The 18,641-nt window shown below is 47.3% G+C and carries 15 protein-coding genes; 6 read left to right on the forward strand and 9 right to left on the reverse strand.

What is annotated here, in order from left to right; translation table 11 throughout:
* Window positions 1-118: 118 nt before the first annotated feature.
* Window positions 119-1,333 carry a tetratricopeptide repeat protein gene (locus IC229_RS03275; protein WP_190885497.1) on the forward strand — a complete coding sequence of 405 codons (1,215 nt, stop codon included), beginning with the start codon at window positions 119-121 and terminating at the stop codon, window positions 1,331-1,333.
* A 71-nt stretch (window positions 1,334-1,404) separates the two neighbouring features.
* On the opposite strand, the gene IC229_RS03280 is transcribed toward IC229_RS03275, so the two are convergent.
* Window positions 1,405-1,875 (reverse strand): Lrp/AsnC family transcriptional regulator, encoded by a 471-nt coding sequence (locus IC229_RS03280; protein ID WP_190885498.1) that lies wholly within the window; start codon window positions 1,873-1,875, stop codon window positions 1,405-1,407.
* A gap of 351 nt (window positions 1,876-2,226) precedes the next feature.
* Here IC229_RS03280 and IC229_RS03285 point away from each other — a divergent pair, with 351 nt between their 5' ends.
* Complete coding sequence (locus tag IC229_RS03285) at window positions 2,227-3,918, forward strand: glycoside hydrolase family 10 protein (RefSeq protein ID WP_190885499.1); 1,692 nt, start codon at window positions 2,227-2,229, stop codon at window positions 3,916-3,918.
* Between the two features lie 11 nt (window positions 3,919-3,929).
* Here IC229_RS03285 and IC229_RS03290 read toward each other — a convergent pair whose 3' ends face one another.
* From IC229_RS03290 to IC229_RS03300, 3 genes are all read right to left on the reverse strand, one after another.
* Window positions 3,930-5,192: a 4-hydroxy-3-methylbut-2-enyl diphosphate reductase gene (locus tag IC229_RS03290; RefSeq protein ID WP_190885500.1), complete on the reverse strand. Its 1,263-nt coding sequence runs from the start codon at window positions 5,190-5,192 to the stop codon at window positions 3,930-3,932.
* Between the two features lie 101 nt (window positions 5,193-5,293).
* Window positions 5,294-6,820, reverse strand: coding sequence for a GH3 auxin-responsive promoter family protein (locus IC229_RS03295; RefSeq protein WP_190885501.1), 1,527 nt, complete (start codon window positions 6,818-6,820; stop codon window positions 5,294-5,296).
* A 216-nt stretch (window positions 6,821-7,036) separates the two neighbouring features.
* A complete protein-coding gene (locus IC229_RS03300) occupies window positions 7,037-8,788 on the reverse strand; it encodes a serine-rich family protein (RefSeq protein WP_223833835.1) in 1,752 nt (583 codons plus the stop codon).
* 474 nt (window positions 8,789-9,262) lie between these two features.
* Here IC229_RS03300 and IC229_RS03305 point away from each other — a divergent pair, with 474 nt between their 5' ends.
* On the forward strand, window positions 9,263-11,398 hold the full coding sequence (locus tag IC229_RS03305; RefSeq protein ID WP_190885502.1) for a 3-hydroxyacyl-CoA dehydrogenase NAD-binding domain-containing protein: 2,136 nt from the start codon (window positions 9,263-9,265) through the stop codon (window positions 11,396-11,398).
* A gap of 75 nt (window positions 11,399-11,473) precedes the next feature.
* Here the strand turns inward: IC229_RS03305 and IC229_RS03310 are convergent, their stop codons facing one another.
* The 4 genes from IC229_RS03310 to IC229_RS03325 all read right to left on the reverse strand — a co-directional run bounded on the left by IC229_RS03310 (window position 11,474) and on the right by IC229_RS03325 (window position 15,108).
* A complete protein-coding gene (locus IC229_RS03310; protein ID WP_190885503.1) occupies window positions 11,474-12,049 on the reverse strand; it encodes a ribonuclease HII in 576 nt (191 codons plus the stop codon).
* A gap of 72 nt (window positions 12,050-12,121) precedes the next feature.
* Complete coding sequence (locus IC229_RS03315; protein WP_190885504.1) at window positions 12,122-13,198, reverse strand: VWA domain-containing protein; 1,077 nt, start codon at window positions 13,196-13,198, stop codon at window positions 12,122-12,124.
* Between the two features lie 3 nt (window positions 13,199-13,201).
* Window positions 13,202-14,245, reverse strand: coding sequence for a hypothetical protein (locus IC229_RS03320; protein ID WP_190885505.1), 1,044 nt, complete (start codon window positions 14,243-14,245; stop codon window positions 13,202-13,204).
* Entirely contained in the window at window positions 14,242-15,108 is an 867-nt protein-coding gene (locus IC229_RS03325) for a DUF58 domain-containing protein (protein WP_190885506.1), read from the reverse strand. Before IC229_RS03325 ends, IC229_RS03320 begins: the two co-directional genes overlap by 4 nt.
* 83 nt (window positions 15,109-15,191) lie before the next feature.
* On the opposite strand from IC229_RS03325, the gene IC229_RS03330 reads away from it, so the two are divergent.
* The 3 genes from IC229_RS03330 to IC229_RS03340 all read left to right on the forward strand — a co-directional run bounded on the left by IC229_RS03330 (window position 15,192) and on the right by IC229_RS03340 (window position 17,815).
* Window positions 15,192-15,602, forward strand: coding sequence for a DUF4296 domain-containing protein (locus IC229_RS03330; RefSeq protein WP_190885507.1), 411 nt, complete (start codon window positions 15,192-15,194; stop codon window positions 15,600-15,602).
* Entirely contained in the window at window positions 15,599-16,936 is a 1,338-nt protein-coding gene (gene hemG / locus IC229_RS03335) for a protoporphyrinogen oxidase (RefSeq protein ID WP_190885508.1), read from the forward strand. Before IC229_RS03330 ends, hemG begins: the two co-directional genes overlap by 4 nt.
* Before the next feature lie 81 nt (window positions 16,937-17,017).
* Entirely contained in the window at window positions 17,018-17,815 is a 798-nt protein-coding gene (locus IC229_RS03340) for a polyprenol monophosphomannose synthase (RefSeq protein WP_190885509.1), read from the forward strand.
* Window positions 17,816-17,933: 118 nt separating this feature from the next.
* Here the strand turns inward: IC229_RS03340 and IC229_RS03345 are convergent, their stop codons facing one another.
* On the reverse strand, window positions 17,934-18,470 hold the full coding sequence (locus IC229_RS03345; RefSeq protein ID WP_190885510.1) for a pyridoxamine 5'-phosphate oxidase family protein: 537 nt from the start codon (window positions 18,468-18,470) through the stop codon (window positions 17,934-17,936).
* Window positions 18,471-18,641 lie beyond the last annotated feature (171 nt).

Here is an 18,641-nt window from a genome sequence, read left to right on the forward strand (position 1 = left end):
CGGGGCCGCAAAGATACGTTGCCAGGTAGGTGTGGACAAAAAAACAATCGAAAAATACAGAACTGCAAACGTAGTGACCCTCAAATACGTTGATATACCAATAAAACTATTAGACGGAATGAAAACAATATTGTTGACGGTATGGCTAGTGGGACTGGCAGCAATAGCACAGGCCCAGCTCTATGACCCGTCGGCGTTTGATAAAAAATACGACGGATTGCTCAAACACCCCGGCGTTCAGATTGAGTCGGCGGAAGCCATTAATCTGATGTACAACTATAAGTTTTACGATGCCGACAAGGAATTCCGGTGGCTACGACTGAGGTATCCGAAACACCCCATGCCTTATTTTTTGATGGGCCTGGCCGAATGGTGGAAAATTGTGCCAAACACCGACGTAACAGATTATGACGACCGCTGTCTGGCGCTTATGGATACGACCATTACGTTGGCCGAAAAAATGTACGACGATAGCGATAATAAGCTGGAACCTGCCTTTTTTCTGGCTGGAGCCTACGCTTTTAAAAGTCGATTATATTCGGAACGTAAGAAGTGGACTAAAGCGACTTTCGCAGGAAAAAATGCGCTGAAATATTTTGAAAAATGTAAAGGCAATGCCGATTTCAGTCCAGAGCTACTTTTTGGCGATGGCATGTATGATTACTACGCCCAATGGATTCCCGAAAATTATCCGTTGCTGAAACCGATCCTGATGTTTTTCCCGAAAGGAAATAAAGCATCTGGCATCAAAGAATTAGAAAAAACGGCCAATACGGCGTTCTATACCCGCGTAGAAGCCCGCTACTTTCTGATTCAGATTTACAGCATGGAGAACCAGTACGACAAAGCCTTCGAGATGTCGAAATACATGCACGAGCAGTATCCCGATAATCCATTTTTCGAGCGTTACTATGCTCGGTCGGCGTTTGTGATAGGGAAATTAAACGAAGCCGAACGTATTTGTAAAGATATGATGGCCAAGATTGAACGTAGTCAATCTGGGTATGAGGGCGTGAGTGGACGTACAGCTGCCTATATTCTGGCCTACATTAATCATTTTTTCTATAAGCAGAACTCGGAAGCGAAAATCTATTACCAGAAGGCTATTGATTACGCCAAACAGACGAATTCAACCAACGCAGGTTATTATTGGTCGTCAGTGCTGGGGCTGGCAAAAATCGCTACTGATGAGAAAAATTACGATTTAGCCCAGACGTATTTTAAGGAGGTAATGGACAAAGCCGAGAAGAAATCCAGCCAATATAAAGAAGCTAAAAAAGCCCTGGACGACGCCAAGAAACAACGTAGAGAAGAACGCCGGAAGCGGAGATAGAAGAGGAATGTATGAGGTAGGATATATGATGTAATGGTTAAAATTCATCATGTATCCTACCTCATACATTATCAAGGAATAGGCAACACTTTGCTTTCTTTGAAAGTCGACATAATTACCATCGTTTGAGTATTGGCTACCTCGTCGATTTCGTTGATGACATCGAGCATAAGTCCCTGATACGAGGCAATGTCTTTGGCAATTACTTTCAGTAGAAAATCACCTGAACCCGTGATGTGGTGGCATTCGATGATTTCAGGAATTTCATTAACCCGCTTCACAAACGACATGGTCGTGTCTTTTTTGTGACCAACCAGCGTAACCATAACAAAGGTTGTGACACCAAGACCAATTTTCTCCCGGTTTAGCTGTGCGTGATAGCTCTGGATGATGCCAGATGTTTCTAATTTTTTTACGCGCTCCAGCGTAGGTGCCGGTGAAAGACCAATTTCTTTCGATAGCTGAGCGTTGGTAATTTTTGCGTTGGCTTGCAGAATTTCTAAAACATTACGATCTATCTGATCTAACTTCTGACTGGACATAGATAGGATTGCCTGTTGAAATAAATGTGTTTACAGAGCGATGCAAAACTACTATCTTTTGCAATAGAAAATTCTTAAAAACTAATGAATTTTAAAAAAAATCGAAACAAATATTGCCTATATCCCTATTAAGCGGCACAATATTAAGGTAATTGCTACGTATGCAAAATGTGTTTTTTTACACGTAATAGCGTTAAGATTGCTACTAACTCCCTTAAAATTTACCTGTAACCCGAAAATAGACTTTCGAAATATTTCCTATAGAGACGTAACATATCAGAAAAAGCAACCAATGACCAACAGATTTATTAATCACTGTCGTTACTTTTGTTAGTTAACCCGTTCTAGCTGATGCGCCCAATTGCGTACATCCTACTAGTTTTCTACGTAGTTATTAGTTGCCGCCCTGCCAAACCCGTTGTTACCCAGAGAACGCCCGCCCGGCCAGCAAGGCCCGTGGCTGCGAAGCCTGCTCCGGCAAAACCCGCACCAACCAAATCGCCGACGCCGAAATCAACTCAACCGGCCGTAGTAGCTATTGATACGCTCGGACCAGAAGAACCACCGATGTACATAACACCAGCCCCTCCAAAACGTGAGTTTCGGGCGGTTTGGATTGCAACTATCGACAATCTTGATTGGCCGAGCAAAAAGGGCCTCCCAGTTGCTCAGCAACAAAAGGAGATTGTTGATATGTTCGATAAATACCAACAGATGGGTATCAACGCTGTAGTTGTACAGATTCGGGCGGCAGCCGATGCCTTTTATGCGAAAAGCTCAGAACCGTGGTCGGAATGGCTGACGGGTCGGCAAGGACTGGCGCCTGAACCGTTTTATGACCCCATGGAATTTATGATTGACGAGGCTCACCAGCGCGGCATAGAATTCCATGCCTGGTTCAACCTCGACCGCGCTACGTTTAGCAAATACTCCAGCGTAGCACCTACCAATATTTCGAATCTCAAACCGCAATGGATGTTGAAATACGGCGGCAAAAAGCTCTTTAATCTGGGATTGCCCGACGTTCGCTCATACATCGCGGGTTTAGTAGCCAACGTAGTGCGTGAGTATGACGTAGATGGTATTCATTTCGACGACTATTTTTATCCGTATGCTGAGCCAGGACAGGTTTTGAATGACGATAGTACGTATAAAGCCAATTTCAACGGCATGAAAAAGGGCGACTGGCGACGCGATAACGTCAACAAGCTTGTTGTTGAGTTACGTGATTCTATTCGGGAAAATAAGCCCTGGGTGAAGTTCGGAATCAGTCCGTTTGGCATCTGGAAAAATCAGGCAAATGATCCTGATGGTTCGGCAACAAACGGCGGACAATCGTACTACGAAAACTACGCCGATTCGCGGAAGTGGGTGCGTGAGGGACTCATTGATTACATCGTGCCGCAGGTATATTTTAGTTCAGGATTTAGTCGGGTGCGTTACAAAACCCTGGTTGATTGGTGGGTACGTAATTGTAGTATCGGAAATTGTCAGTTGTATATCGGCCATGCTGTCTATCGGGTAGGGAAGGGCTCTGAACGTGACCCTTCCTGGTGGCGACCTTCCGAATTTCCTGACCAGATGCGTTATAATCGGCAACAGCCAAAAGTCCAGGGAAGCGTGTTTTTCAGTGCGAGAAATTTGCGCATGAATCCAATGGCTATCTGCGACTCGCTGCAAAACAATTTTTACCGCCATACCGCTTTAGTGCCCACCATGCCCTGGCTGGACAGCATTCCGCCACTTCCTCCACACAACCTGAAAGCAGCTATTACGGCGGAGGGAATCGAAGTATTCTGGGAGAAATCAAAAGAAGCATCTGATGGCGATGAAGCCAATAATTACTTGGTATATCGCTTTGAAGGACGACGCCCAGCGATACGTATCAATGATCCACGCTACATTGTTGCTCGCTGTATTGGTGAATCGACTACGCGGTTTGTGGATAAAACAGCCGATCCCAAAAAGAAATACACCTACGTAGTAACTGCCCTCGACCGCCTTCAGAATGAAAGCAGCGAAGTCCGTGTGAGAGTCCAGTAGGGAACGTATCGTTACGCATTCACTACGTTACGCATGGCTTCCTCAACGGTCAGCGAATTCGGGAAAAAACTAACAAGTTTGAGTAAAATCCCTTCCACAACAGCATCCGGGCACGAAGCCCCACAGGTAAGTAGCACAGTTACGGGCCGATGTTCTGGTAGGAAGTTTTCAGTTACTACTTCCTGTTTGTTACGTTCGTCAAAGTGACGTATCAATTTGTCAGAAAGTATTTTTTGCTCTGATTCGATAAAATACGTCGGGAGTTTTTCGTCACACAATTCAACGATGTGCGCCGTATTAGACGAATTATAACCGCCCGCCACAATTGCGAAATCGGCCCGGCCTGGATCGGCTCCGTCTGGATGGACCGGGTAATTCAGCAGCGCATACGTAGCATCCTGATTGTCGTTGGTAGCGTAGCAGAGCGTATCGCGCGTGTTGGCGAAACGGCTATCTGCTTCATCAACGGTCAGGCCGTAGTGCAGCATCATTACCTGCTTCAAATAATCGGCAATGCCTTGTGTATCAGAGGCCAGCATAGTAGTCTGGTTCACCACGCCGATACGTTGTAAATCGCGTATAGGGTCGAAATTGGTTGAATACTGCCCTGCAAATTCCTCGTAAAATTTTTCTGAAGGCAACTCGCCCGTTATGTATTTGGCGAGTCGCTTGGCCTGCGCCATATCTTTAACCACCACCGTTGGCGCGGCCTCTTTGCTGTGCGAGAACGTAGCACGCGTTTCTTCGTGGCTAGGTTTTCCATGTACAACCACTGTATAATTTTTCTGCCCAATCTGACCCGCTTTATTCCACACTTTTTCCACAAAAGGGCAGGTCGTGTCGTACTTTTCAACGTCTAGTCCAAGTGAGGCCAATTGTCGTTGAGTTTCCAACGTAGTACCGAAAGCTGGAATAATAATAACGTCATTGGGATGGAGATCTGCCCAGGGAATCAATTGCTTCCCTTTAGTATCCAGCACAAATCGTACTCCCCGTTCCTGCAAATCGTTGTTCACGTCGGGATTGTGAATCATTTCGCTAAGCAGAAAAATTCGCTTGCCCGGATTCTCGGCTATCGCTTTGTAAGCGATCTCGACAGCATTTTCGACGCCATAGCAAAAACCGAAGTGACGTGCTATATACACACGTATCGGTCCAAAATCGAGTAAGGTTGGCGTGAAATCTCGCTTGAGTTTATCGCGTTGCCGCCGAAACTCCTTCAATGGCGTAATAATATGACTACGATAGTAATCGGGAATATCAAACGATTTCATGAACAGAACTCAGTAATACGTGTCAACAGGGGGATGATACCCCTCATTGTGAGAACAGATGCGAGAATAGCTTCGTTCGCTTACCGGAGCCAGGCTGCAACCTACCGGTTAAACGTCAGAAGCCCCAGAATTTCATCCAGATATTCACGAGAGTTGGCCAAACGCGGTACTTTGTGCTGACCTCCCAGCTTGCCCCGGTGTTTCATCCACGAGTAGAACGTACCGGGCGGTACCGGATGAATGCGGGGTCGCTTTAGTACCATATCATTATACCGCTTGGCGTCATAATCGGAGTTAATCTGCCGGAGCGTTACGTCCAGTACACGCGTAAATAGGTCCAGGCTGTCGGGTTCATGCGCAAATTCAATGATCCACTCATGGCAGCCTGTTGTGCCGCTGTTCATGTAAACCGGGCCAGCCGTATAATCGGCTATTGTGGCGCCTGTTGCTTCACAAGCCTTCGTGATGGCGGCTTCTGCATTTTCGACGATGACTTCTTCGCCAAATGCATTAATGAAATGCTTGGTCCGCCCACTCACTTTCAACCGGTGTGGGTACAAAGACGTAAAGCGAACCGTATCGCCTACCTTATAACGCCACAACCCTCCGTTTGTCGAGACAACCAGCGCGTAATTTTTATCCAGCTCAACTTCGTCGATGGTTAATGCTTTAGGAAAAGGCTGGTCGGCCTCCTGAACCGGAACGAATTCATAAAAAATGCCGTAATCGAGCATCAGCAGCATCTCACCAGGTCGGGTTAAGTCGTCCTGAAGGGCAAAAAAACCCTCTGATGCATTATAAATTTCCAGGTAACGTACTGTTTTGGACGGAAAAACCTGTTGCTGAAACAGCTCCCGGTATGGCTGAAAATTGACCGCCCCGTGTATCAATACCTCAAAATTTGGCCACACCTCCAGAATATTAGACTTTCCGGTTCGGGCCAGAATTTTATCAATTAATACAAGTCCCCAGGTAGGCGTTCCTAACAAACTTGTTACGTTCTCCTGCGACGTAATCTCGGCCATCCGTTCGAGTTTGGTCTCCCACTCATCCATCAGCGCTACGTCAAGAGAAGGTGTCCGAATGTATTGTGCCCAACTAGGTAGATTTTTCATCACAACAGCCGATACGTCGCCCGCTGCACTGTTGCTGCTGTATGGATTCGGGTGCAGGCTACCGCCAATAGAAAGCCCTTTCCCTTCGAAAGCCCGGCTGTCTGGATTGTTGGCCAGATACAGGGCCATCATGTCTTTTCCGCCTTTGAAATGGCTTTCGTCCAGCGATTCGGTTGTGACTGGAATAAATTTGCTACGTGCGTTTGTAGTACCTGACGATTTAGAAAACCAGCGAACCGGCGATGGCCAAAGCACTTTGGCTTCTCCTTTTAAAACTCGTTCTATATACGGAAACAAGTCTTCGTAGCTCGAAACGGGTACTCGCTGCTGAAAATCATGAACGTTCTTAATGGATGCGTATTCATATTGTCGACCCCATTTGGTTCGGCGGCCCGCCTTGATAAGCTGATTGAAAACTTTCTGTTGCACAACGCCGGGCTGTTGCATCATAGCCTCAATACGCGGTAAGCGTCGTTGAAGAAGCCATTTGAGCGTAGTGTTTAGGAAAGTCATGGGGCTAAAATACGACAATATCACTAGACTGAGTTTGTCAGTCTGCAACTTAGGAAAGTTCTGGTTTGTTCACAATACCCAATTAAGATGAGAAACTGGTCATTTGTCTACACTATTCTGACGAAAACCTCTTATACGTCGAACCGGCAAGTTTTGTGAAAAACTTGCCGGTTCGACGTATAAACAAAGCTACTCATTAAGCGTAAAGCCAATAAATTACTTTCTGGATCTAGGCTGGATTTTGTTTAAGCGTTTTTCCAACTGATCACTTTTCTTCTTTAACGTATCGTTTTCTTTTTTCAGACTGATTACGTAAAGCGTAAGCTCTTCCACTTTTTCCAGCAATTTAGCCTGCATCGTACCTACATCGACGCCTTCCTTAACCACTTCATTGGCCGAAGGCACGCCTGGTAAGTGTTTTTCCTGGTTGATATATTTTTCTACTTCACCCAGGCTACGTAGTTGGTAGTTGCTTTCAAATACGCGGTCGGCCCAATCGCTGGTGCTCTTGACGGCCACTTTTACTTTCTCCGTCAGAACGCCATCCGCTACGTACAAACGATATCCGGCTGGCGTTTTGCTCACACCGGTACCAATAACAACACCGCCCGAATTGGCATTGATAATATTATCGCCCTTGGTTTGCCATAGTGCATCGATTTCAGTGCCTTCCCGGGCAGAACCGTTGATGCTCCCCATCACGACGTCTCCATTTTCATTGACGGTCAGGAACTTCGTCCGGCTTAATAAAGTTGCTGGCGAGGCACTAGTCAGATTTGTAAAACGCAGACCTGACTGGTGTGCAACTCCCTTGGTAATTTCCAGCGTATTGCTCGGCGCGGTGTTACCAATACCCACTTGCACACCTACTCCAACTTGTCCCAAAATAATTGAGTTACTCTGACTGACAAAGGCATTCACACCAATGGCCGTCGAATTGTTGACTACCACGGAAGCTGATGTTACCGCGGCATTTTGGCCAATGAAGGTGTTGCTCTGGCCAGCACCATTGCCGATGAAGCCAGCTCCATTGCCGATATAGGTATTATTCTGGCCAGTGGTATTACTATAGCCCGAGCCATTGCCAATAAAGGTGTTACCTGCACCTGTCGACGTTCCCTGACCTGAGGAGTTACCAATAAACAGGTTGTAAGAACCAGTTGTATTATTCTGTCCGGCATAGGAGCCCATAAACAGGTTACTGCCCCCAGTTGTATTAAAGGAACCAGCCTGCTGGCCAATAAATACGTTGTAGCCGCCCGACGTATTATTCAGGCCCGATTGAAAACCGAGAAAAACGTTATTACTTCCCGACTGGTTACTTCGGCCTGCAGAATAGCCAAGAAACGTGTTGAACTGGCCAGTGTTGGTACTTCCAGAATAAACGCCTACAAACGTATTCTGAGACCCATTGCTGTTTGAAGATCCTGACAACGAGCCAATAAACGTATTTTCGAAACCTGTGCTGTTACTACTGCCCGCATCTGCGCCAAAGAACGTATTATTACTACCCTGCGTGTTTGCGTAGCCAGCTCCCACACCATAGAAGGAATTGCTATTTCCTATAGTATTAAAAAAACCGGATCGGTTGCCTGTAAATACGTTATTGAAGCCAGATGTGTTCGTATAACCACTTTGTGAACCTAAGAACGTATTGTTATTGCCATCTGTATTACTGAAGCCTGCCCCAAATCCCAAAAAAGCATTTTGTTGCCCAGTCATATTCTGATTACCAGACGATGACCCCACAAACACATTTTGTGTACCGGCCATATTTTTGAAGCCAGCCCCAGAACCGATAAACAGGTTATTGGCTCCACTCATATTCAGGTTTCCGGCCCCTATCCCCACAAGTGTGTTGTCAGAACCTGGAGAGGGTGTAGCCGGAGTCGTTGCCACGTAATTGGTTTGTGCCAGAATAACTTTACTTACAAGTAGCGCTACAACTGTCAGAGAGATATGTCTCATATATGCCTATTTTCCGGTAAAAATATCTAAATTCTTAATTTTTCTGATCACGTACAAAAATTGAGCCTTAAAGTTATATTAATAAATGAAATATGTAGTGTACAGAATGTTTAAAAATTTATTTATTTGTAAACATATGTTGAGAGCAATTTACCCGTGACTGTCTGATAATTAGTAGTATAGCTCTGCTACGTTCGGCGATGAACTTACCCGTTGAAAAACAAAAAATTATCAACTGAATCAGATGATCCAGTACCTTACCAACACGTAAATAAAGTTGACAAATCGTTTTTACTCATAACCATACGCTCTATCGGAACAAATTAACAAAGCCAACTTATTTTTGACGACTCAAAATTCTGACGGCATAACGTAGCAGAAATGTTCACATTAGTCGCACCAACGTATCAGTTGAAGCCGCTCATCCGGCGATTCAGGCTTGTTACTCATTATCCATTTTTTACGTAGAAAACTTTGATACACTACACGGTTGATCAACAGATTGCGGTGATTTCCTGGGAGATGACCTCCGCGCCGATGAACGTACTGAACGACGATTCAATCCCGGCATTTGAAGCGGCCCTGCTACGTGCCTATGCCGACGATGAGGTTAAGGGAATCATCATTACGTCGAATAAACCCGAATTTGTGGCGGGGGCCGATCTTAAAATGATTCTCCGCAACAACGACAAAGAACCCGCCGAAATGCTGAAAGTTTCGTCGGAATTGAATCGTGTATTCCGCAGCATCGAAACATCGGGAAAACCTACTGTAGCGGCCATTAACGGCACCGCCCTTGGTGGCGGGTACGAAATTTGTCTGGCCTGCCATCATCGTATCGCACTGAATAACCCTAAAACCCTGATTGGCCTGGTCGAAGTAACGATTGGCCTGTTGCCCGGAGCGGGTGGTACGCAGCGATTGCCCCGCATGATTGGGATTCAGGCCGCCTTACCGTTGTTGCTCGAAGGTAAAAAAGTAGGTGTGCAGGAAGCCTTGAAACTGGGTATGGTCGATGCGATTGCCGACCGCCCTGAAGCCCTGATAGCCGACGCCCGCGCCTGGATTGAGGCCAACCCGAATCCCTTGAAACCCTGGGACGAAATTGATCGGAAAACCGGCAAAATCGTTGGTAAAGAGAATTATAAGGTGCCGGGTGGTAATGTTCAGAGCGTAGTGGGTGCCCAGGCATTCGGAGCTGGAACAGCGATAGTGATGGACAAAACAAAAGGCAATTATCCCGCACCGATTGAAATTCTTTCCTGTGTTTACGAAGGCTTACAAGTCAACATCGACCGTGGATTGGTGATTGAAGCGCGGCATTTTGTAAAAGTCGCTACGTCGAAAGTGGCGAAGAGCCTTATCCAAACCATGTTTCTGGGCCTGAATGAAGCTAATAAAGGAGTCAGTCGCCCGAAGGACGTACCAAAAACCGACGTAGCAAAATTGGGAATTCTGGGCGCAGGTATGATGGGCTCCGGTATTGCATACGTATCGGCGCTGGCCGGTATCGACGTAGTGTTAAAGGACGTATCACTGGAATCGGCTGAGCGGGGCAAAAGCTATTCGCGCAACGTACTCACTAAACGTATTGAAGGTGGTCAATCAACACCCGCCAAAGCCGACGAGATTCTGAATCAAATTATTCCAGCCGACTCAATGGAGGCTTTGCAGGGGTGCGATCTGATTATCGAAGCTGTCTTTGAAAATCGAGAGTTAAAAGCCGACGTAACACGGCAAACCGAGCCGATGCTGGCTCCGAACGGTGTATTCGCGTCGAATACCTCTACGTTGCCCATTAGTGGTCTGGCGCAGGCATCGGCAAAGCCGGAGAATTTCATCGGTATTCATTTCTTCTCGCCTGTCGATAAGATGATGCTCGTGGAAATTATTGTCGGCAGACAAACGTCCGATTATGCCTTGGCGGTGGCGATGGATTATGCACGAAAAATTCGCAAAACGCCGATTGTGGTCAACGATTCGCGCGGCTTTTATACGTCACGCTGTTTCAGTGCGTACTCATCCGAGGGTATGGAACTCCTGAAAGATGGTGTGAATCCGATTCTGATTGAAAACGCAGGTAAAAATGCAGGTATGCCGGTTGGTCCGTTGGCGGTAACTGACGAAGTTTCGCTCGATTTAGTCTACAAAATTTCCGGGCAGGGTATCGCCGATGGCGCTGTTAGTAAAACTGATACGAGTTACGAGGTTTCCGAAAAGTTTGTAAAACTGGGGCGATCAGGAAAGAAGGTCAAAGCCGGTTTCTACGATTATCCGGAAGGAAACCCCAAGCAACTTTGGGCTGGCTTGGGCGATTTGTTCCCGCTCGCTGATGCGCAACCCACACTCGACGAAGTAAAAGCGAGGCTGCTTTACCGACAGGCAATTGAAGCGGTACGTTGTTTCGAAGAGAACGTAGTACGTACCAAACTAGACGCTGACATCGGCTCGATTCTGGGCTGGGGATTTCCGGCGTACACGGGTGGCGCGTTGTCGTTCGTCGATTTTGTAGGCGTCACTACGTTCGTCGAAACGTGCGATAGACTGGCTGATACGTATGGCGAGCGATTTCGACCGACAAGAGCGTTACGTGAACGAGCAAAAGTGTAAGAGATAGTTTTAACTAACCGCATTGGCGGCCCGGCGCAAAGAACGCTAGGGTTACGCCGATGCGGTTAGTTAAAACTATAATAGCCGAAAGCTCATTCGATGGTATTTCGTTGGGCCAAACTGGCGAATGGCTTCCCGGTGAATAGGTGTTGGGTAGCCTACATTTTGCGCCCAGCCATAAGCCGGAAATTCCAAACCAAGTTGCTCCATTAATTCATCGCGGTACGTTTTAGCGAGTACGGAGGCTGCTGCGATCGACAGAAAGTGAGCATCGCCCTTCACAATACAGGTGTGTAGGAGCATGGGGTAGGGGACGAACCGATTTCCATCAACTAACAAATGTTCGGGCCTGACGGTCAGCGCATCAACGGCGCGGTGCATGGCCAGAAAACTGGCTTTCAGAATATTAATCCGATCAATGTCTTCGTGTGAAACCTCCGCAATTGCCCAGGCAAGCGCATTCTGTTTAATGACCACCTGGAGTCGTTCGCGCTGAGAACGGGTCAGTTGTTTCGAATCCGTAAGTTCGCGATGCGTAAAATCTTTAGGCAAAATAACCGCAGCCGCTACCACTGGTCCCGCCAGACACCCTCGCCCGACTTCATCCAGCCCAGCTTCCAGTACGTTGGCGTTATAAAACGATTTAAGCATAACAGGATAATGTAGAATGGATAATGAAATGGTTGATAATCAATAGTTAATCATTATTCATTATCCATTCACTTAGTCTTCCAGTACGTTCCCGAAGATGGTGTTTTTCAAAAAAAGCGATAGCAACAAAAAGCAAATAGCCCAGTACAGATAAACCCGGTAATAGTCCTGAATATCTTCGTAAACCCGCACTCGTACCGGCGATTTTTCCAGTCGGTTAATTTGAGAAAATACTCTATGTAGACTCCGGGCGTCGGTCGCGCGAAAGAAATTTCCGTTGCCAATATTGGCTATCGTCTTCAAAATACCTTCATCAACCGTAACAGCGGCCGACGATGTAGACGTTGGCCTTCCAACGGCGATCGTATAAAGCCGAATGCTGAATGCTTTCGCGAGTTTGGCTGCGGTGGTCGGGTCCAGATTGCCAGCGGTGTTATCGCCGTCGCTTAGCAAAATCACAATTTTACTACGTATTTGATTCAAAGAATCCGCTTCCGGCTCGTTTTGAACCGACGTAGCATCACGCATTCGGTTAATGCATCGGGCCAGCGCATCCCCAATAGCGGTTCCCGAGGTACGTATCATTTGGTGATTCAAATCGCTCAGGTATTGCTTCACCAGATCATAATCAGTAGTTAAGGGGCAAACCGAAAAAGCTTCACCCGCGAACACAACCAGCCCAATCCGGTCGTTTTTGCGACCGTTCACAAATGCCTGCGCTACGCGTCGGGCTGCGGCTAATCGGGTCGGTGACAGGTCGGTTTCGTTCATCGACTCCGATACGTCGACAGCCAGCATGATGTCGATACCTTCCGATTGTTCGTCGCGCTGTTCCCGCACAATCTGCGGACGCGCCAGCGCAACCAGCACCAAACTTATACCAATGAAAAAACTAATTGGTAACAGATACCGAAACCAACTCAGTAAGGAATACGCCTGTTGAATACGTGATAGGCTTCCTTTGGTTACGGGCCGATTTAATTGACTAACCGAAATATTTAACCGTTGCTGGGCTTTTCGGTGCAGGTAATATCGAAGAAAAAATAACAACAGAACCAGTGGAATACCTGCCAGCGCCAACGGATGGGCGAAGTGAAATTGTTCCCACTGCGCCGGGCTAAACCAATGAAGTGAATACCAGGGTGCCATGCTTCAGGAGAGAGGAGATGAATCGACGGAATCTGTTGGCACCGACGTATCGACAGACAGCAACTGCGGACGTAGCAGTCGCTCTCGGGTTCGATGATACGTCTGCGTGGCTACGTCGCTTAACGTCTGAAGCGCCAAAAATGACTGAGTAGAAAAAGCACCCCCATAAATCATTCGGTCAGCTTCGCGAAGGGCATTGGCGATACGTTCATCATTGAGCCGTTCGGCCAATTCTGGCGTCGTCAATGCTGTATAGGGCTGACCATCAATTAATTGTAAGTAGAATTTCCACATAACCACAGCCTGATTAGCCGTTTCGGCAGCTGTGAATGAGGTTAATCGACTAATGAGCCGGTTGTAGTTTCGTAGGAAATTAATGTGCTGCCGACGTAATAGATACAAACGCCATTGCCGACGTATTGTGTTGCCGAACATTGCATAAAGTAAACCAATCACTACGCTTATGGCCAGAAAACCCGTTGCCAGTAAGGTGTAGTTAAACTCCTGTTGCAACGGGGCCAATTTCGTCGACGTAGCGAGTTTCAGCAGTTGGCGACGGGACGAATCTGTTAGCGTTATTGGCAATTTCGAGTGAAGGTAAACCGTGTCAGTTTGCGTCCAATACGCAGTACAGTCGAGTTCATGGAGAATTCGGACGGGAACACGTAGCAACTGTGCAGAATCTGTTTCGAACGATACCAACGTATAAACGGCACTGTCGCGGCTTAGGGATAAAGCACCCGTTCCAATCGTTTTCGTCGTAAAGGTTGCTACGTTCTTTACGCGATAAGGCGCGAAATGCCTGGCTGTATCGGGGAATAGTACGTCCGAAATGGTTGGATGCCAATACGTTAACGAATACTGAAAGGGTTGTCCAATTTCAATACTATCCGTCAGGAAATAGCCTCGTAAAGGAATTTTCTGAACAGGCTGTTTCTGTTGGGCCGATGATATTTCCACAGCCGCAGCAAGCCCCGGCGATTGCGCCAAACTGGTTTCGCTGATCAACCAGCTAACTATCAACAAACAGAAGCGACTAACGTTCATCGTTGCTTTCGGACTCTGAATAATTCGACAAGTTTCGGTACAAAGTCTTCCTGCGAATCAAGGGCCAGGTAATTGGCGTCGTACTGCCGACACAGCCGTTCCAATCGAATCTGATTCTGTCGGAACGTATCGTGCAGTTCTTTCCGAAACGAAGCCGACGACGTATTGGCCCAAACGGTACGTCCGGTTTCGGTGTCATGTACCGGAATAATTCCCAACTTGGGCAGATTCACCTCGCGCTGGTCATACAGGTGGATAACGACCAGATCGTGCTTTTTCGCCAGTGCTTTCAGGTTATGTTCGTAACTGACATCGATGAAATCAGAAAGCAGCATCACGATGCTACGTCGTTTCAGTACGTTCAGTGTGAATAGAATGGCGTCTCCAAGGCGGGTCCGGGTTGATTCGGGCTGGAGTTTATACAGGTTCATAATGAGCTGATAACCTGTTTTTAAGCCGTTTGCTGGTTTGAGGTAGCGTTCTTTCTGATCCGAAAAGCAGTACAAACCCACGTGACTGGCTTCACGAATGGCCGACAGCGCCAGTACACCGCAAATTTCTTTGGTGGCATCCAGCTTGTCGCGGTGGCGCGGGCCTACCTGCTGCGAGGCACTCACATCGACCATGAAAAAAACAGTCTGGTCTTTCTCTTCCCGGAATACTTTCACGAACGTACCATGCCCTTTCGACGATACGTTCCAGTCGATGGCCCGCACGTCGTCGCCGTATTGATACGTTCGTAAATCGCTAAACTCCAGCCCCGTTCCTTTAAAAACCGACCGAAAGCTGCCACGCATCTGCGAATTCACTGCCTTGCGGATGCGAATGTCGAAGTTGTGCAGTCGGGCCAGGAAATCATCCATGCGAAACGGGCGTTATGCTATTTTAACAACCAATCCCGAACTTTGCCGGGTGAGTTTAACTTACAAAGCTATCATTTAAACGTATGCGTTGGAATCGCTGTATATCTGATTTACGGAATCTGCTAATTCTGGTTTTTTGGCTGACTGGTTGCACGGCCACAGAAGATGAACGCCCCGAAAACCTGATTCCTGACGATCGTATGGTCGCTATTCTGACCGAAGTTCACATGAACGAAGCGCGGGTGAGTCGGCTGGGGCTGTCGTCCATCGATTCATCCAATATTGTTTACAAACGGCTGGAAACTCAGCTTTTCAAGAAAATGAAAGTGGATACGGCTGTGTATCGTAAAAGCTACATCTATTATTCATCGCACCCCGCTGAAATGGAGGCTATTTATAAGCAGGTAACAAAAAAGCTGGAACAACGTATCACCTTGGGAAAACCGATGCCCGTACAAAAAACGACGGTCGTAAAAAAACTGACAAAGCCATGACAGTAGGTATCATTGGCGCGGGGATTTCGGGGTTAACGCTGGCCTATGAACTGCAAAAGCGTGGTATCGATTACCACATATGGGAAGCTGCTGATCAGCCGGGCGGTTACATGCAGTCGCGCTGGGAAACGGGGGAAACAGGCAACCGTTATTTGCGGGAACTAGGCCCAAATTCGTTGCTTGGCGATGGAAATATGCTGCTTTGGCTTGATGAACTGGGCCTGACACCCAAGCTGGTATTCAGTAATCCGGTCAGTAAGGCGCGTTATATTTTTCGGAACGGTACGTATCGAAAACTTCCGTCGGGACCGTTGTCGCTGTTGTTTGGCAACTTCTTTAGCTGGTCTACTAAACTGGCCATCTTCCGCGAACGTAACAACCGCACTACGTCGCCCCCCGGCGAAACATTGGCTCAGTTCTTCCGCCGTCGTTTTTCCGCCGAACTGGTTGATTATGCGGTAGGGCCGTTTGTGGCGGGAATTTATGCTGGAAATCCAGAGAATTTATTGGTTTCGGAAACGTTTCCATCGCTGCTTCAATACGAAAAAGAATTTGGGTCGGTGCTACGTGGGTTTATCAAAAATCAATCGGCTGCGGGGCGTCGGCAATCGTTTAGTTTTCAGGATGGGATGCAATCGCTTCCTAATACATTGGCTTCCAGGCTGAAAAACATTTCACTTGCTACGTCGGTTGCGGAAATACGTAAAACAGCCGGGGGCTGGGAAGTTGATACGTTGTCTGGAACACAAACTGTTGATACGTTGGTATTGACGGTTAGTACGGATACCGCTGCAAAACTGGTCGATACGTCGTACCCGGCTTTTGCGCAGGCGTTACGTCAGGTGAGTTACCCACCGATGACGGCGGTTCATTCGGCTTTTAAGAAGGCTGATGTACAGCATCCCCTCGACGGATTCGGTGGGCTTAATCCACAGGCAGAAGGGCAGTTTGCGAGTGGACATATCTGGAGCAGTTCTGTTTTCAATGGACGCTGCCCGACCGATGAGGTGCTTTTCACTACGTTCGTCGGTGGGGCAGGAAGTTCCAGCAACACTCAGTTGCCGGATAGCGTATTGATAAAAAACGTTCAGCAGGAATTGGCGACAAATTTTGGTATTAAGACCGATACGCCAACGTTTCAGGCTGTTCAACGCTGGGAACGAGCGATTCCGCAGTATGATGCAGCCATTGTTGCGGTGAAAGAACCAGTTAGGATGGCCGAAAAAGACAATCTGTTTGTATGTGCCAACTGGTATGGGGGCGTGTCTTTATCCGACTGTATTGGCAAGGGTCGAAAACTAGCTGGACTATTGGCTCAGAATTCCTCGGATTAACAATTTTTAATGATTATTTTGTACAAAAATTAAGGCGTTTACTGTTGTATTGATAACGTCTACTAACCTACTCGACAGCCCGTGAAAGAGCGATTAGTCGTCATTCCGACCTACAACGAAATTGAGAATATCGAAGCTATAGTTCGGAAGGTATTTAGCCTGCCTGAACCGTTCGATATTCTCATTGTCGATGATGGTTCGCCCGACGGCACCGCTCAGCGCGTGCGTGATTTACAGGTTGAATTTCCGCCAAACGGTGCGTTCTGTCGGCTTCACCTTCTTGAACGACGCGGCAAGCTAGGATTAGGCACGGCTTACATTGATGGTTTCAAATGGGCGCTGTCGCGTGGGTATCAGTATCTGTTCGAGATGGACGCCGATTTTTCGCACAATCCCGAAGACCTTATCAAACTCTACAACGCCTGTGCTACCTCCGGTCCCGACCGCGCTGATGTATCGGTGGGTTCGCGCTACATCCGGGGGGTCAACGTAGTGAACTGGCCCATGGGGCGGGTATTGATGTCTTATTTTGCGGGTGTTTATGTGCGGTTTGTAACTGGTATGCCGGTTATGGACCCCACGGCAGGTTTCGTTTGCTACCGGGCCGAAGTACTGGAGGTTATTCTGCACAATCCCATCCGATTTGTGGGCTATGCGTTTCAGATCGAAATGAAATTCACGTGCTGGAAATACGGTTTCCGTATTCGCGAAGTGCCCATCATTTTTACCGACCGCACCAAAGGCGTGTCGAAAATGTCTTCAAAAATTTTCAAGGAGGCCGTATTTGGCGTTCTCCAGATGAAAATCAGTAGTTTCTTCCGCCACTACATTCCCCGCAGGGAAGCCGCCAACGTAGAAGAACCGGTTGATGCGGTTTAGCGCGTTTAGAAAAAATGACGAGGGGAGGAATTCATAACTCGTTCCACGAGACTGTGAAGTAGTAGAGATGTCGTAGGACAGATTTTCACCCCCGTTACGTCATCCCTACTGTTCCCTGCTACACTGACAACTTTCCTTCAATAGAGTCATCGAGTGTTTTGCCAATGACGGCGCCGACGGCCATTTTTGCAAAAGCAACTGCATTGCCGTGTTTATTATCCCAATAGTAGCCCTCCTGTGCATCGACCCGAATGGCGGTGATACGTGGATCATCTTCACCTTCGGTAAACCAGGTTTTTAACAATGGCTCCCAGAGTTCCTTAATTAACGCTCGGTCGGTCGAGATGGTCGCATCGCCGTATAGACTCAGGAAGTCGGAGTGCTGCGAACCCTGAAACAGCAAATGTACGCGGTTGTCAACGGCAATATCGGCGTTTTTGTGGCTATCGTTGGCACTCAAAAACCATAGACTGCCCGACTCATCTACTTTCTGTACAGACATAGGCCGCGTTTTAATGGGTTGACCCGTAGTGATTTTAGTGCAGAAGTAGCAGGTGCTGCCGTTCTCGACTAATTCTTTGATTTTCTTGCCTGCTTCGGTACCTGTCAGATCTTCGTGATTCTGTTCAGGTTGTTGTTGATTAATGCTATCCATGGCATTTGATAAAATTCGATTATGGGTCTACAACTGCTTGTTTCACCAAAGGTTCTTTATTGTTTGCCACTGGAAACCGGAACGACTAATAAATATTATACGTATTCAGCATCAGTTGGGAAAAGAAAACTTTTTATTTGCAGGATACAATGCTGAATTTGTACTGATACG

It is taken from the genome of Spirosoma profusum, assembly GCF_014699005.1.
In the GTDB taxonomy this organism is placed as follows: domain Bacteria; phylum Bacteroidota; class Bacteroidia; order Cytophagales; family Spirosomataceae; genus Spirosoma; species Spirosoma profusum.

Excerpts from the sequence above, each read along its gene's own strand:
- IC229_RS03275 (WP_190885497.1), top strand. The coding sequence starts at position 119 with ATGAAAACAATATTGTTGACGGTATGGCTAGTGGGACTGGCAGCAATA.
- IC229_RS03280 (WP_190885498.1), bottom strand. The coding sequence starts at position 1,875 with ATGTCCAGTCAGAAGTTAGATCAGATAGATCGTAATGTTTTAGAAATT.
- IC229_RS03285 (WP_190885499.1), top strand. The coding sequence starts at position 2,227 with ATGCGCCCAATTGCGTACATCCTACTAGTTTTCTACGTAGTTATTAGT.
- IC229_RS03290 (WP_190885500.1), bottom strand. The coding sequence starts at position 5,192 with ATGAAATCGTTTGATATTCCCGATTACTATCGTAGTCATATTATTACG.
- IC229_RS03295 (WP_190885501.1), bottom strand. The coding sequence starts at position 6,820 with ATGACTTTCCTAAACACTACGCTCAAATGGCTTCTTCAACGACGCTTA.
- IC229_RS03300 (WP_223833835.1), bottom strand. The coding sequence starts at position 8,788 with ATGAGACATATCTCTCTGACAGTTGTAGCGCTACTTGTAAGTAAAGTT.
- IC229_RS03310 (WP_190885503.1), bottom strand. The coding sequence starts at position 12,049 with ATGCTTAAATCGTTTTATAACGCCAACGTACTGGAAGCTGGGCTGGAT.
- IC229_RS03315 (WP_190885504.1), bottom strand. The coding sequence starts at position 13,198 with ATGGCACCCTGGTATTCACTTCATTGGTTTAGCCCGGCGCAGTGGGAA.
- IC229_RS03320 (WP_190885505.1), bottom strand. The coding sequence starts at position 14,245 with ATGAACGTTAGTCGCTTCTGTTTGTTGATAGTTAGCTGGTTGATCAGC.
- IC229_RS03325 (WP_190885506.1), bottom strand. The coding sequence starts at position 15,108 with ATGGATGATTTCCTGGCCCGACTGCACAACTTCGACATTCGCATCCGC.
- IC229_RS03330 (WP_190885507.1), top strand. The coding sequence starts at position 15,192 with ATGCGTTGGAATCGCTGTATATCTGATTTACGGAATCTGCTAATTCTG.
- hemG (WP_190885508.1), top strand. The coding sequence starts at position 15,599 with ATGACAGTAGGTATCATTGGCGCGGGGATTTCGGGGTTAACGCTGGCC.
- IC229_RS03345 (WP_190885510.1), bottom strand. The coding sequence starts at position 18,470 with ATGGATAGCATTAATCAACAACAACCTGAACAGAATCACGAAGATCTG.